Origin of the sequence: Streptomyces sp. N50, assembly GCF_033335955.1 — a bacterium.
GTDB lineage: Bacteria > Actinomycetota > Actinomycetes > Streptomycetales > Streptomycetaceae > Streptomyces.
This window is the reverse complement of record NZ_CP137549.1, coordinates 3598117-3612354: the sequence shown is the minus strand read 5'-3', so window position 1 is coordinate 3612354 and position 14238 is coordinate 3598117. Positions and strand designations below refer to the sequence as shown.

The 14238-nt window shown below is 70.0% G+C and carries 6 protein-coding genes and 2 pseudogenes; 6 read left to right on the top strand and 2 right to left on the bottom strand.

From position 1 onward, the window contains the following. Window positions 1-167 precede the first annotated feature (167 nt). Window positions 168-1757, bottom strand: a complete 1590-nt coding sequence (locus R2B38_RS15730) for an MFS transporter (protein ID WP_411978457.1) — start codon at window positions 1755-1757, stop codon at window positions 168-170. 360 nt (window positions 1758-2117) lie between these two features. On the opposite strand from R2B38_RS15730, the gene R2B38_RS15725 reads away from it, so the two are divergent. The 3 genes and pseudogenes from R2B38_RS15725 to mfd all read left to right on the top strand — a co-directional run bounded on the left by R2B38_RS15725 (window position 2118) and on the right by mfd (window position 9317). Next, a complete protein-coding gene (locus R2B38_RS15725) occupies window positions 2118-2906 on the top strand; it encodes an ABC transporter ATP-binding protein (protein ID WP_033284318.1) in 789 nt (262 codons plus the stop codon). Then, window positions 2903-5476 (top strand): ABC transporter permease, encoded by a 2574-nt coding sequence (locus tag R2B38_RS15720; protein WP_318016788.1) that lies wholly within the window; start codon window positions 2903-2905, stop codon window positions 5474-5476. The genes R2B38_RS15725 and R2B38_RS15720 overlap by 4 nt, the downstream gene beginning before the upstream one ends. Window positions 5477-5787: 311 nt before the next feature. Then, window positions 5788-9317: pseudogene (gene mfd, locus R2B38_RS15715) on the top strand (transcription-repair coupling factor). A gap of 135 nt (window positions 9318-9452) precedes the next feature. On the opposite strand, the gene R2B38_RS15710 reads toward mfd, so the two are convergent. Then, window positions 9453-9980 (bottom strand): TetR/AcrR family transcriptional regulator, encoded by a 528-nt coding sequence (locus tag R2B38_RS15710; protein WP_411978569.1) that lies wholly within the window; start codon window positions 9978-9980, stop codon window positions 9453-9455. 379 nt (window positions 9981-10359) lie between these two features. On the opposite strand from R2B38_RS15710, the gene R2B38_RS15705 reads away from it, so the two are divergent. The 3 genes and pseudogenes from R2B38_RS15705 to R2B38_RS15695 form a co-directional block, all read left to right on the top strand. Beyond that, a complete protein-coding gene (locus R2B38_RS15705) occupies window positions 10360-11268 on the top strand; it encodes an SCO6745 family protein (RefSeq protein WP_318016787.1) in 909 nt (302 codons plus the stop codon). A 296-nt stretch (window positions 11269-11564) separates the two neighbouring features. After that, complete coding sequence (locus tag R2B38_RS15700) at window positions 11565-12302, top strand: HNH endonuclease family protein (RefSeq protein ID WP_318021692.1); 738 nt, start codon at window positions 11565-11567, stop codon at window positions 12300-12302. A 245-nt stretch (window positions 12303-12547) separates the two neighbouring features. After that, window positions 12548-14221 (top strand): annotated as a pseudogene (locus tag R2B38_RS15695) (DNRLRE domain-containing protein); the annotation flags it as partial. Between the last annotated feature and the right edge of the window lie 17 nt (window positions 14222-14238).

Sequence of the window (14238 nt, the reverse complement as noted above, 5' to 3'; positions counted from 1 at the left end):
TCGGGTCCGTGGCGGCGGACCGCAGGGAGTGGGCGGCGCGAGCCACGCACGTTACTCGCCGGTTGGGGGATGTGGGTGGTTTTCGCCGAACTGGGCGGTCGGTGGGCGCCGTCGCGTCAACACCTGCTGACCTCGGGTGTTGCCGGGATCGCCCAACTCGGGCCCGCTCACTGCTCCTTGAGGACCGGGAACCGTCGCGGCGCCAGGAACAGCAGCACCAGGAAGGCCACCGCCGCCGCGCACCCCGCGCCGATGTAGACCGCGTGCACCGCGTCCGCGATCGCCCGCCGGGTGGCCTCGGGGACCGCGCCCCCGTCGAGGCCCCGCGTGACCGAGTCCAGGTCGCTCGCGCCGCCCAGCCGGGACGCCAGCACCCCGTTGGCGACCGCCCCGAAGACGGACGCGCCGATCGTCTGGCCGGTCTGGCGGCAGAACAGGACGGACGCGGTCGTCACGCCCCGCTCCTCCCATCCGACCGTCGACTGCACCCCTACGATCAGCGGGAGTTGGAAGAGCCCGAGGGCCGCGCCGAGCAGCAGCATCAGCACCATCGGCTGCCAGGCCGCGCCCGGATACGGCAGGAACGGGAACGCGAACAGGATCAGCGTCGCCGTCCCGATCCCGAGCATCGCCGTGTTGCGGAAACCGATCCGCCGGTACACGTGCTGGCTCAGCGCGGCCGACACCGGCCAGCTCAACGTCCATACGGACAGCACGAATCCGGCCGCCACGGGTGCGAGCCCGAGCACCGACTGCGCGTACGTCGGCAGGAACACACTCGGCGCCACCATCAGCAACCCCAGTGCGCCCAGGGCCAAGTTGACGGCCGCGATCGTACGGCGCCGCCACACCCACCCGGGGATGATCGGTTCCGCCGCCCGGCGTTCGATCGCGACGACCACTCCGGCGAGCCCAAGTCCCGTGGCGAACAAGGCAATTGAAGGTGCCGAGAGCCAGTCCCACGCGACGCCGCCCTGGACGAGGGCCGTGATGAGTACGCCGCCGCACGCGAACACGGCCAGCGCGCCCGCCCAGTCGACGCGCGGGCGGGAGGTGCGGGCGCGTTCCGGTTCGTGGAGGTGGCGGACGATCAGCCACAACGCCACTGCTCCGACAGGGAGGTTGACGAGGAAGATCCAGCGCCAGCCGGCGTACGCGGCGAGCAGCCCGCCCACACCGGGGCCCGCGACCGCCGACACCGCCCACACCGTGGACAGCTTCGACTGGATCTTCGGGCGTTCCTTCAGCGGGTACAGGTCGGCGGCGAGTGTCTGGACCGTGCCCTGCAACGCGCCACCGCCCAGGCCCTGTACGACCCGGAACGCGATCAGCGCGCCCATGTTCCAGGCCACCGCGCACAGCAGCGAACCGGCGAGGAACACCGCCGCCCCGACGATCAGCACCGGCTTGCGGCCGAAGGTGTCGGAGAGCTTGCCGTAGACGGGGAGGGTGACCGTCACGGCCAGCAGATAGCCGGAGAAGAGCCAGGAGAAGACGGAGAAGCCGCCGAGGTCGCCGACGATCTGCGGGACGGCGGTCGAGACGATGGTGGAGTCGAGGGCGGCCAGGGCCATCGCCAGCATGAGGGCGGCGACGACCGCGCGCTTGCGGCGGTCGGGAGGGGCCGGCGTGGGTTGCTCGGGAGGCGTCGGCGGTTGCCCGGGAGGTGTCTGCGTGGGCTGCTCGGCCGCCTCGGTCCGTATCTCGGTGTCGCTGTCCCTGTCCCCCTGGTCCACAGGAATCCTTTCCCCTTGCATCTATCTGCCGGGCACCAGCTTCCCACTTGACCCTCACGTTGCGGCAGGGCGGAAGCCGGCGGTGTCACTGGGTGGACCGAACCCCGAGATCGACTCCACCCGGCGGTGGAGAGCCCCTAGGGGTGCCTCCCCACTACGACCCGGGGACGGTTCGTACCGGCGGAGGAGGAGAAGGGCGGGGGGTCGTCCTTAACCTGGCTTTATGCCGCTGGGGGGCGGCAGGCCGAACCCAGGAGGGTGGGGTTTTCCCCAGGAAAAGACTGCGCTGAGCACCAGCGCGCAGGACCCCCTCCCGCCGCCAGACTCATCCACACAAGAACTTCCCACGTTTCACCCGCTGACCGACTTAGGAGACATACCGTGACATCGGCTGTGACCATTCCCAGGCACGGGGGCACTGGAGGGCGTACGGCCGTTGCCGCGCGAGCGCGGCAGGTCGTCAAGGCGTACGGGGCCGGGGAGACCCGCGTCGTCGCCCTCGACCATGTCGACGTGGACATCGCCCGCGGCCAGTTCACCGCGATCATGGGCCCCTCGGGGTCCGGCAAGTCCACGCTCATGCACTGCCTCGCCGGGCTCGACACCGTGACCTCCGGGCAGATCTACCTGGACGAGACCGAGATCACCGGCCTCAAGGACAAGAAGCTCACCCAACTCCGCCGGGACCGGATCGGGTTCATCTTCCAGGCCTACAACCTGCTGCCGACGCTGAACGCGCTGGAGAACATCACCCTCCCCATGGACATAGCCGGCCGCAAGCCCGACAAGGGGTGGCTCGCGCAGGTGGTTGAGACCGTCGGACTCTCCAGCCGGCTCAAGCACCGGCCCAACCAGCTCTCCGGCGGTCAGCAGCAACGCGTCGCCGTGGCACGGGCGTTGGCGGCCCGGCCCGAGATCATCTTCGGCGACGAGCCGACCGGAAACCTCGACTCCCGTGCGGGAGCGGAGGTGTTGGGCTTCCTGCGCCGCTCCGTGGACGACCTGGGGCAGACCATCGTGATGGTCACCCACGACCCGGTGGCGGCCTCGTACGCGGACCGCGTCCTCTACCTCGCGGACGGCCGGATCGTCGACGAGATGTTCAAGCCGACCGCGGACACCGTCCTCGACCGCATGAAGGACTTCGACGCGCGGGGGCGTACGTCATGACTGTCATGAAGACCTCGATGCGCAACTTCTTCGCGCACAAGGGGCGGATGGCGCTCTCGGCGATAGCCGTGCTGCTGTCGGTGGCGTTCGTCTGCGGCACGCTGGTGTTCACGGACACGATGAACACGACGTTCGACAAGCTCTTCGCGGCCACCGCGTCCGACGTGACGGTCCTGCCGAAGGCGGCCAAGTCCGACGGCAGCACCCCGCAGAACGGACTGCCCGAGTCGCTGCCGGCCTCCACGGTCGCGCGGGTGGCGAAGGTGCAGGGCGTCAAGTCCGTTGAAGGCGCCGTCAGTTCGATGAACGTGACGGTCGTGAACAGCGCCAACAAGAACATGGGGTCCTCGACCGGCGCGCCCACCATCGCGGGCAACTGGACGAAGAACGACCTGCGTTCGATGGAGATCACCTCCGGCCACGCCCCGCGCGGCCCGACCGAGGTGATGGTCGACGCCGACACCGCGGACAAGCACCACCTGAAGATGGGCGACTCGCTGCGCACGATCTCGCAGACCGGTGACTTCACCGCGCGGATCGTCGGCATCGCCACCTTCAAGGTGACCAACCCCGGTGCGGCCGTCGTCTACTTCGACACCGCCACCGCGCAGCGCGAACTCCTGGGCACCACCGGCCGGTTCACCCAGATCGGCGTCACCGCCGCGAGCGGTGTGACGGACACCCAGCTCAAGCAGAACGTGGGACAGACCCTCGCGTCGTCGGGGTCGTACAAGATCCAGACGGCCAAGGAGAACGCCGACGAGAACCGCCAGGGCGTCGGCCAGTTCATGAACGTCATCAAGTACGCCATGCTCGGCTTCGCCGGGATCGCGTTCCTGGTGGGCATCTTCCTGATCATCAACACCTTCTCGATGCTGGTCGCCCAACGGACCCGCGAAATAGGCCTGATGAGGGCGGTCGGCTCCTCCCGCGGGCAGGTCAACCGCTCGGTGCTGGTCGAGGCGACCCTGCTCGGGATCGTCGGCTCCATCCTCGGCGTCGGCGCCGGTGTCGGGATCGCCGTAGGCCTGATGAAGCTGATGAGCGCGGCGGGCATGGACCTGTCGACCCGGGACCTGACGGTGAAGTGGACCACCCCGGTGCTCGGTCTTCTGCTGGGTGTCATCGTCACGATCCTCGCCGCCTACCTCCCGGCCCGCCGGGCCGGCAAGGTCTCCCCGATGGCCGCGCTCCGCGACGCCGGTACACCGGCCGACGGCAAGGCGGGCTGGGTGCGGGGTCTGATCGGCCTGGTGCTGACGGGCGCCGGTGTCGCCGCCCTGTTCGCGGCGGCCACCGCCAAGAAGGCGACGGACGGTTCGCTGGTACTGGGGGCGGGTGTAGTGCTCTCCCTGATCGGCTTCGTCATCATCGGCCCGCTGCTGGCCAACGGGGTCGTACGGGTCATCAGTGTGGTCCTGCTGCGGGCCTTCGGTCCGGTGGGGCGCCTGGCCGAACGCAACGCGCTCCGCAACCCCAGGCGTACGGGTGCTACGGGTGCGGCCCTGATGATCGGCCTCGCGCTGGTCGCCTGCCTGTCGGTGGTCGGCTCCTCGATGGTCGCCTCGGCGACGAGCGAGCTGGACAAGTCCGTCGGCGCCGACTTCATCGTCCAGGGCAACCAGCGGATCGTGCCGCAGGCCGAGAAGGCGATGGAACAGGCGCCGGACCTCGTCCACGTCACCCGCTACAAGGACATCGACGCCACCCTCACCTCGCCCGACGGCCAGAAGGACACCGACGGCATCACCGCCGCCGACCCGTCCTACGCCCAGGACCTGCGCCGCGCCACCACGGCAGGCGAGCTGTCCGCGGCCTACGGCACCAACGCGATGTCGGTCGGCTCCAAGTACGCCAAGAAGCACGGCGTGCACGTCGGCGACACGATCAGCGTCGCCTTCAAGGGCGGCTCGACGGCGAAGCTGAAGGTCGCGGCGATCACGGACGACGACGTGGCCATCGACCAGGGCGCGCGGTACACCAGCATCGCCACGATGCAGAAGTACCTCCCGGCCAACAAGGTCCCGCCGAACGAGATCATGTTCGCCAAGGCCAAGGACGGCCAGGAGAAGCAGGCGTACGCGGCCCTGAAGAAGGCCATGGCCCCGTACCCGCAGTACCAGGTGCGCGACCAGACCGACTACAAGCAGGAACTGAAGGACCAGATCGGCCAGCTCCTGAACATGGTCTACGGTCTGCTCGCCCTCGCGATCATCGTCGCTGTCCTGGGTGTCGTGAACACCCTCGCCCTGTCGGTCGTCGAGCGGACCCGCGAGATCGGCCTGATGCGAGCGATCGGCATGTCCCGCCGCCAGCTCCGCCGGATGATCCGTATGGAGTCGGTCGTGATCGCCCTCTTCGGAGCGCTGCTCGGCCTGGGGCTGGGGATGGGCTGGGGCGCCACCGCCCAGCAGCTGCTCGCCCTGGAGGGGCTGAAGGTCCTGGAGATCCCCTGGGGCACGATCATCGCGGTCTTCATCGGATCGGCGTTCGTGGGCCTGTTCGCGGCCTTGATCCCGGCGTTCCGGGCGGGGCGGATGAACGTCCTCAACGCGATCGCCACGGAGTAGCCAACCGAGCCACTGTCCAACGGGGGCAGGCCCGGCGCCGAGAAGTCACGGGGGACTTCTCGGCGCCGGGTTTGTTTTGTTGTCTGTGGGGTGACTTCTTGGTTGCCGGTGAACGGGTGGTCGGTGGGCATAGGCCCTGGGGTCCAGGGGGCGGAGCCCCCTGGTACGTCAACACCAGTACAGGGTGCTGGGAAAGCGGGGTTATCCACAGCCCCGGCACCGGCGACCGCACCGACGTACGCTGGATACCCCCCGGCCCACCCTCCGCGTCGGGCCCTTCGTGTTGCCCACCCCCAGACGGAAAGCCCTCCATGAGCCTGCACGGTCTGCTCGACGCCGTAGTCAAGGACCCCGCCCTCGCGGAAGCCACCCGCGCCGCGACCGACGGCAACCGCATGCACGTCGACCTGGTGGGCCCCCCGGCGACCCGCCCCTTCGCCGTGGCCGCGCTGGCCCGCGAGACCGGCCGCACCGTCCTCGCGGTGACGGCGACAGGGCGCGAGGCCGAGGACCTGGCGGCAGCCCTGCGCTCGCTGCTCCCGCCGGACGGCGTCGTGGACTACCCGTCCTGGGAGACCCTCCCGCACGAGCGCCTCAGCCCGCGCAGCGACACCGTGGGCCGCCGCCTCGCCGTCCTGCGCCGCCTGGCCCACCCCAGGGAGGACGACCCGGAGACGGGCCCGGTCTCCGTCGTCGTGGCGCCCGTGCGGTCCGTGCTGCAACCGCAGGTCAAGGGGCTCGGCGACCTGGAGCCGGTCGCCCTGAGGACGGGCCAGAGCGCCGACCTGAACGCGATCGTGGACGCCCTCGGCGCCGCCGCGTACGCGCGCGTGGAGCTCGTCGAGAAGCGCGGCGAGTTCGCCGTGCGCGGCGGCATCCTGGACGTGTTCCCGCCCACCGAGGAACACCCCCTGCGCATCGAGTTCTGGGGCGACGACGTCGAGGAGATCCGCTACTTCAAGGTCGCCGACCAGCGCTCCCTGGAGGTCGCCGAACACGGCCTGTGGGCACCCCCCTGCCGTGAACTCCTGTTGACGGAAGACGTCCGCTCACGCGCGCGTGCCCTCGCCGAGCAGCACCCCGAACTGGGCGAGCTGCTCGGCAAGATCGCCGAGGGCATCGCCGTAGAGGGCATGGAGTCGCTGGCCCCTGTGCTCGTCGACGACATGGAGCTGCTGCTCGACGTGCTCCCCAAGGGCGCGATGGCCGTCGTATGCGATCCGGAGCGGGTACGCACGCGTGCGTCCGATCTCGTGGCGACGAGTCAGGAGTTCCTCCTGGCGTCCTGGGCCGCTACGGCCGGTGGCGGCGAGGCGCCCATCGACGTCGGCGCGGCCTCCCTGTGGGCCATCGCGGACGTACGCGACCGGGCGCGCGAGCTGGACATGATGTGGTGGTCGGTGTCGCCGTTCGCCGCCGACGAAGAGCTCGACGCGGACACCCTGAAGCTCGGGATGCACGCCCCGGAGACCTACCGCGGCGACACCGCGAAGGCCCTCGCGGACACCAAGGGCTGGCTCGCGGACGGCTGGCGCACGGTCTTCGTGACCGAGGCCCACGGCCCCGCCGCCCGCACGGTCGAGGTCCTCGGTACCGAGGGCGTCGCGGCCCGCCTGGAGACGGAGCTGGGGGAGATCGCCCCGTCCGTGGTGCACGTGGCGACCGGTTCGATCGACTACGGGTTCGTCGACACGGCGCTCAAGCTCGCCGTCCTCACCGAGACCGACCTCTCCGGGCAGAAGGCCGCCGGCAAGGACGGCGCCCGGATGCCGGCCCGCCGCCGCAAGACCATCGACCCGCTCACCCTGGAGACGGGCGACTACATCGTCCACGAGCAGCACGGCGTGGGCCGCTACATCGAGATGGTGCAGCGCACGGTGCAGGGCGCCACGCGCGAGTACCTGGTCGTCGAGTACGCCCCCGCCAAGCGCGGCCAGCCCGGCGACCGGCTGTACATCCCGACCGACCAGCTGGAGCAGATCACCAAGTACGTCGGCGGCGAGTCCCCCACCCTGCACCGCCTGGGCGGCGCCGACTGGACGAAGACCAAGGCGCGCGCCAAGAAGGCCGTCAAGGAGATCGCGGCCGACCTGATCAAGCTCTACAGCGCCCGCATGGCCGCCCCCGGGCACACCTTCGGGCCGGACACGCCCTGGCAGCGCGAGCTGGAGGACGCCTTCCCGTACGTGGAGACGCCCGACCAGCTGACGACCATCGCCGAGGTCAAGGACGACATGGAGAAGTCGGTCCCGATGGACCGCCTGATCTGCGGCGACGTCGGATACGGCAAGACCGAGATCGCCGTACGGGCCGCCTTCAAGGCCGTCCAGGACGGCAAGCAGGTCGCCGTCCTCGTCCCGACGACCCTCCTCGTGCAGCAGCACTTCGGGACGTTCTCCGAGCGCTACTCCCAATTCCCGGTCAACGTACGGGCGTTGAGCCGCTTCCAGACCGACACGGAGGCGAAGGCGACCCTGGAGGGCCTGCGCGAGGGCTCCGTGGACGTCGTCATCGGCACCCACCGCCTGTTCTCCTCCGAGACCAAGTTCAAGGACCTCGGCCTGGTCATCGTCGACGAGGAGCAGCGCTTCGGCGTCGAGCACAAGGAGCAGCTGAAGAAGCTCCGCGCGAACGTCGACGTCCTGACGATGTCCGCCACCCCGATCCCCAGAACCCTGGAGATGGCGGTCACCGGCATCCGCGAGATGTCGACGATCACGACGCCCCCGGAGGAGCGTCACCCGGTGCTGACGTTCGTCGGCCCCTACGAGGAGAGGCAGATCGGCGCCGCGATCCGCCGCGAACTCCTGCGCGAGGGCCAGGTCTTCTACATCCACAACCGCGTCGAGTCGATCGACCGCGCGGCGGCCCGGCTGCGCGAGATCGTCCCGGAGGCGCGCATCGCGACCGCCCACGGCCAGATGTCGGAGCAGGCGCTGGAGCAGGTGGTCGTCGACTTCTGGGAGAAGAAGTTCGACGTCCTGGTGTCGACGACGATCGTCGAGTCGGGCATCGACATCTCCAACGCGAACACGCTGATCGTGGAGCGCGGTGACAACTTCGGCCTGTCCCAGCTCCACCAGCTCCGGGGCCGGGTGGGCCGTGGCCGCGAGCGCGGCTACGCGTACTTCCTGTACCCCCGGAGAAGCCGCTGACGGAGACGGCCCACGAGCGCCTCGCCACGATCGCCCAGCACACGGAGATGGGCGCGGGCATGTACGTGGCGATGAAGGACCTCGAGATCCGGGGCGCGGGAAACCTGCTGGGCGGCGAACAGTCCGGCCACATCGCGGGCGTCGGCTTCGACCTGTACGTCCGCATGGTCGGCGAGGCCGTCGCGGACTACCGCGCCTCCCTGGAGGGCGGTGTCGAGGAGGAGCCGCCCCTGGAGGTCAAGATCGAGCTCCCTGTCGACGCCCACGTCCCGCACGACTACGCCCCCGGCGAGCGCCTGCGCCTCTCCGCCTACCGGTCCATCGCCTCCGCCAACACGGAGGAGGACATCAAGGCCGTACGCGAGGAACTCGTCGACCGCTACGGCAAGTTGCCCGAGCCGGTGGAGAACCTGCTGTTGGTGGCCGGCCTGCGCATGCTCGCCCGCGCGTGCGGCGTCGGCGACATCGTCCTCCAGGGCACCAACATCCGCTTCGCACCGGTGGAGTTGAGGGAGTCCCAGGAGCTGCGCCTCAAGCGCCTCTACCCGGGAACGGTCATCAAGCCGGCCGCCCACCAGGTGCTGGTACCCCGCCCGAAGACGGCGAAGGTGGGCGGAAAGCCGTTGGTCGGGCGGGAGTTGCTCGGGTGGGTGGGGGAGTTCCTGGCGACGATCCTGGGGTCGTAGAAGTACCGATGCCGACCGGGCGTCCGAGGGTGTGAGGGCTTCGGGCGGTCGGTCGGGTCAGGCGGAGGGTGTGAGGGCTTCGGGCGGTCGGTCGGGTCAGGCGGAGGGTGTGAGGGCCTCGGTCGGTCGGTCGGGTCAGGCGGAGGCGGCGCGGAACAGCATCCCCGCCAGCACCCGGAACACCTCCTCCGGATCCTGCTCGCCCACCGCCCCGTCCAGGTTGTGGCCCAGGAGCAGCGTCGCGAAGCCGTGCGCCAGGGACCACGCGGCGACACCGGCGAGGCGGTCGTCGGGGCCGCGGCCCTCGGGGGGCACGGCGGACACGGCGTGGCGCAGGGCGTCGGTGGCGAGGGCGCGGGCCGTGGTGAGTTCGAGGTCGCCGTCGCGCAACAGCTCGGGCGCGAACATCACTTGGAAGTGCGCGGGATGCTCGCGCGCGAACCGCACGTACCGTACGCCCGCGTCCTTCAGGTCCGCCGCCTCCCCGATCGCGCCGGCCAGCAGCCCGAACCCCTCCGCCGCGATCGCCGTCAACAGCCCGGTGCGGTCCTTGAAGTGATGCGCCGGCGCCGCGTGCGAGACACCGGCACGGCGGGCGAGATCCCGCAGGCTCAGTGCGGCCGGGCCGTCGGCGGCGATGACGTCGAGCGCGGCGGTGAGGATGGCGCGGCGCAGATCGCCGTGGTGGTACGGGCGGCGGGTGCCCTCGGAGGCCTTGGCGTTCTTGCCGCTCTCGGTGCTCCCGGCGGTCTCGGTGGGCGTGGCGTTCCTGGCGGGCTCGGTGGGCGTGGAGTTCCCGACGTTCCAGGCGGGCGTGGCGTTCCCGACGTTCCCGGCGGTCTCGGCGCTCTCCGCGCTCTCCGTGCTCTGCACGGTCCCGGCGCTCTCCGCGCTCCCGGCGGTCTCGTCCGTCTTCGCGGGCTTGGCTGTGCTCATGGTCAGCAGCGTACGCCGAATCTAGGCATTGACAAGTTCGGGCGGCTGAGGCAATCTAGTCAGTGTCAAGTTGTGGAACGACCGGGACGCGACGAGGAGTTACGTCATGTCGGAAAGCGTGCGTGGAGCGGAGACCACGAAAAGCCTCCCCACCGTGGAGCTGAGTCGCGTGCGCCAGCTCTGGCATCTGCTCGAACCCCTGCACGCGGTGCTGTATTACGCGCCGGAGGTCTTCGAGGAGGCCGCAGCGCTCGGATACGGGACCGAGGAGCGTTGGCCGAGCTACTTCCCGTTGCGTGCCGCGCCGTTGGGCCCGGTCGGCAGTGAGCGGGTGGCCTCCGCCTTCTACAGTTTCAGCCCCCGCATGGTCGCCGAGCACATGGACCCGGCGTGGAGCACCGCGAGCCCGGACGCCGTACTGAAGGCGAGGCTGCGCGGCATGGACCGGGCCTACCGCGCGATATTCGGCGACCGTGTCGACAGCCCCGAGCTGGCGGAGGCCGCCGCCCTCGCCCGCCGCGCCGCCGAGGCGGCGAATACCGCGGGCCGCCAACTCGCCGCGGCCAACGCCGAGTTGCCCTGGCCCGCGGAACCTCATCTCCAGCTGTGGCAGGCGGCGACGATCCTGCGCGAACACCGGGGTGACGGCCACCTCGCCGCCCTCCTCGTCGCCGGCCTCGACCCGGTCGAGTCCCTGGTCTCCTTCGCCGCGATCGGCGCCGCCTCCGTCCAGCGCTTCGAGAGCCGGGGCTGGAGCCGGGAGGAGTGGGCGGCGGCCCGCGAACGGCTGGTCGCCCGAGGCGTCATAGACGACAGGGGTACGGCGACGCGGGCGGGCCGCGATCTGCGCCAGGAGGTCGAACACCGCACCGACCAACTGGCCGCCGCGCCCTGGGAGTTCCTCGGCCGGACCGACACCGACCGGCTCGCCGACCTGCTGGGGGAGTTCTGGGTCGCCGTACTGGGCTCCGGGCTGCTGCCCTCGGAGTCGACGCTGGGCATCGGCAAGGTCTGAGGGAAGTCCTGAGGGAAGTCCTGAGGAAAGGGCTGAGGAAAGGGCTGAGGGGGCGAGGGTCTGACGGTCTGGCGGTCTGAGAGAGCGTGAAATCCGGGGCGGAGTAAGGGGACTAAGGAGAGGGGGTGAGGGAAGCCGGTACTTCGGCCTGTTCCACCGCTGCGGCGCAGGCGAGTTGCGAGTCATGCGGGCTTAGGTCCTGTATGCCCGTGACGCGTCCGCCGCTACCGTGGGGACCAGGCGATATCCGCCCCTGCAGGGGCGGGGCCGGGTGAGCAAGGGGAGGGGCGCACGTGATGCGTCTGAGGGGTGGGGCGGCCATTGCCGCCCTGGTCATGTTGTCGGTCGCCGGATGCAAGACGGACACGACGGGAACGGGAGACTCCGGTCCCCAGGCGACGGCCGGTGGAGGTGCCGGCACGGGTTCCGGCGGGGGCGCGGCCCTGACCGCCGCCGAGGCCCTGCCCGTGAAGGGGCGTGCGCCGAAGACCGGCTACTCCCGTGAACGGTTCGGCACCGCCTGGGCCGACACGGACTCCAACAGCTGCGACACCAGGGACGACATCCTCAAACGGGACCTGAAGCAGGTGAAGTTCACCGACGGCGACTGCAAGGTGTCGTACGGCGTCCTCGAATCCGATCCGTACTCCGGCAAGGAGGTCGTCTACAAGCGCGGCGCCAGCCTCGTCGACATCGACCACCTGGTCGCCCTCTCCGACGCCTGGCAGAAGGGCGCCAAGTACTGGGACGCCAGCAAGCGCATAGCTCTCGCCAACGACCCGCTCAACCTCCTCACCGTCGGTGCCAGCCCCAACCGCAGCAAGGGCGACGGCGACACGGCGACCTGGGTGCCGCCCAAGGCGTACCGGTGCACGTATGTCGCCGCGCAGGTGGCCGTGAAGAAGAAGTACGGGCTGTGGGTCACCTCGGCGGAGAAGGCCGCGATGGTGAAGGTCCTCTCCACCTGCTCCAAGCAGGCTCTGCCGACGGGCGGCAACCCGACGAACGCGCCGGCGAGGTTCCACGCGAACTGAGCCCTCGCGCCCTCCTTGTGCCTACCACGTACGAGAGGTGAGGATCTCCCCTGCTCAAGTCGATGTATCCGTAAAGGAATCGGCAAGCGGGAAACGGATATGTGCGGCAACTCGGGTCGGTTTACCGGGTAGCGGTCAAGATCGGATCATGATCCCTTCTCGGGTCTGTTCGATCTGTGTGTGAAGCATGCAAGATCTGTGCGTTTCTGCGACTTCTCTGTCAGGACCCGGTCAAGCGGTAACTGATGGCGAGACAACCGCAGTCGCGCCCTTGTCTGCTGACCGTTGGAGTCCTCGCCGTGCGTATCCGGCCCGCTCGCCGTGTTCGCTCACCCCGTCGTACGCGGCGCGCCCGCCGTGGCGTCGCCCTGCTCCTGCTGACCGCGCTCGCCCTCCTGTGGACGACGCAGCAGGCGATGGCCGACGGGATCGAACTGCACGCCGTGGACGTCTCGTTGCCGAGCCTGTCCTCGCTCACGGCCTGGCTGGAGGACCCGCACTGGGGCCGGCTGCCGGGGGAGAAGTCGGGCACGGCGGCGGGGAAGAAGCACCATGTCTCCGCCGCCGCCACCGAGGCGCACCGGGGCGCGGGCCGCAAGCCCGGCAAGGGCAAGGGCGAACTCGCCGCGTACCACGCGCACCAGGCGTCCGTGAAGCAGGGAAAGAGCGCCACCGGCAAGGCCGGTTTCAACGCGCGGACGAGCAAGCGGGACGCGGCCAAGTCCTCGCGGACCGACACGGTGTTCGACAACGCGGACGGGTCCCTCACCCGGCAGTTGTCCACCTCACCCGTCAACTACCAGGTCAGCAAGGGGAAATGGGCCCCCATCGACGTGGACGTGCGGGCCGGACCCGACGGGCGGTGGCACGAGAAGGCCAACTCCCTCGACGTCGACTTCGCGGCCAGGGCCGACGACTCCACGCTCGTCTCCCTCGCCCCTGACGAACAGCACACCGTCGCCTACGAGTTGAAGGGCGCCCAGGCCGTCGAGGGCACCGCGGACGGCTCGCGCGTGACCTACCCGGGTGTCCTCACCGACACCGACCTCCAGGTCGCCCCCACCGCCACCGGCGTGAAGGAAGCGGTCGTCCTGCACTCCGCGGACGCCGGCAACTCCTGGACCTTCCCGCTCCACCTCAAGGGACTCACCCCCGTCCAGGACAAGGACGGCTCGATCGTCCTGCGCGACGCCGCCGGGAAGACCGTGGAGCGCGTCCCTCCGTCGTACGCCTACGACGCGAAGGTCGACCAGCGCTCCGGCGACCCGACCACCACGCACGACGTGACCACGGCCCTCGTGCGGGACGGCAGTGGCTACGCGCTGAAGATCACCCTCGACGACGCCTGGCTGAAGGACACGCACCGCGTCTTCCCCGTCACCGTCGACCCGACGGTCACCGACGGCTGGACCACCACCTACGCCGAGTCGGGCTCGGACTCGACCGGTGACCACTCCTACGAGCAGACGATCAAGGTCGGTTCGTACGACGCGGGCACGCACGACGCGGTGAGTTTCATCAACCACTGGGACACCGCCTGGGACTCGAGCGGTCTGACCGTCACCGCGGCGTCCCTGAAGCTGTTCACCACCTGGTCCCCGACCTGCGACCCGGAGCGTTTCGACGTCGCCCTCGTCACACAGGCGTGGACGCCCGAGGGGGTCACCACCTACCCCGGGCCGACCCACGGCAGCACCTCCATCGGAGGCGGCAGCCCGAGCGTGGCGGCGGCCTGCAAGAACACCGGGGCGGACCGGACCGTCGGTGACTTCACGACCGTCTCCCTGACGACCTCGGCGATCCAGGGCTGGTTCAGCGGGACGACGGCCGACTACGGTCTGGCGCTCTACGCGGCGACGACCGACGCCGTGCACTGGAAGCAGTTCGGCTCCTTCAACGACCCCGGATACGGCCCGGTCCTCTCCGTCACCTACAC

Coding starts and splice junctions, on each gene's coding strand:
- R2B38_RS15730 (WP_411978457.1), bottom strand. CDS start 1,757: ATGCAAGGGGAAAGGATTCCTGTGGACCAGGGGGACAGGGACAGCGAC.
- R2B38_RS15720 (WP_318016788.1), top strand. CDS start 2,903: ATGACTGTCATGAAGACCTCGATGCGCAACTTCTTCGCGCACAAGGGG.
- R2B38_RS15705 (WP_318016787.1), top strand. CDS start 10,360: ATGTCGGAAAGCGTGCGTGGAGCGGAGACCACGAAAAGCCTCCCCACC.
- R2B38_RS15700 (WP_318021692.1), top strand. CDS start 11,565: ATGCGTCTGAGGGGTGGGGCGGCCATTGCCGCCCTGGTCATGTTGTCG.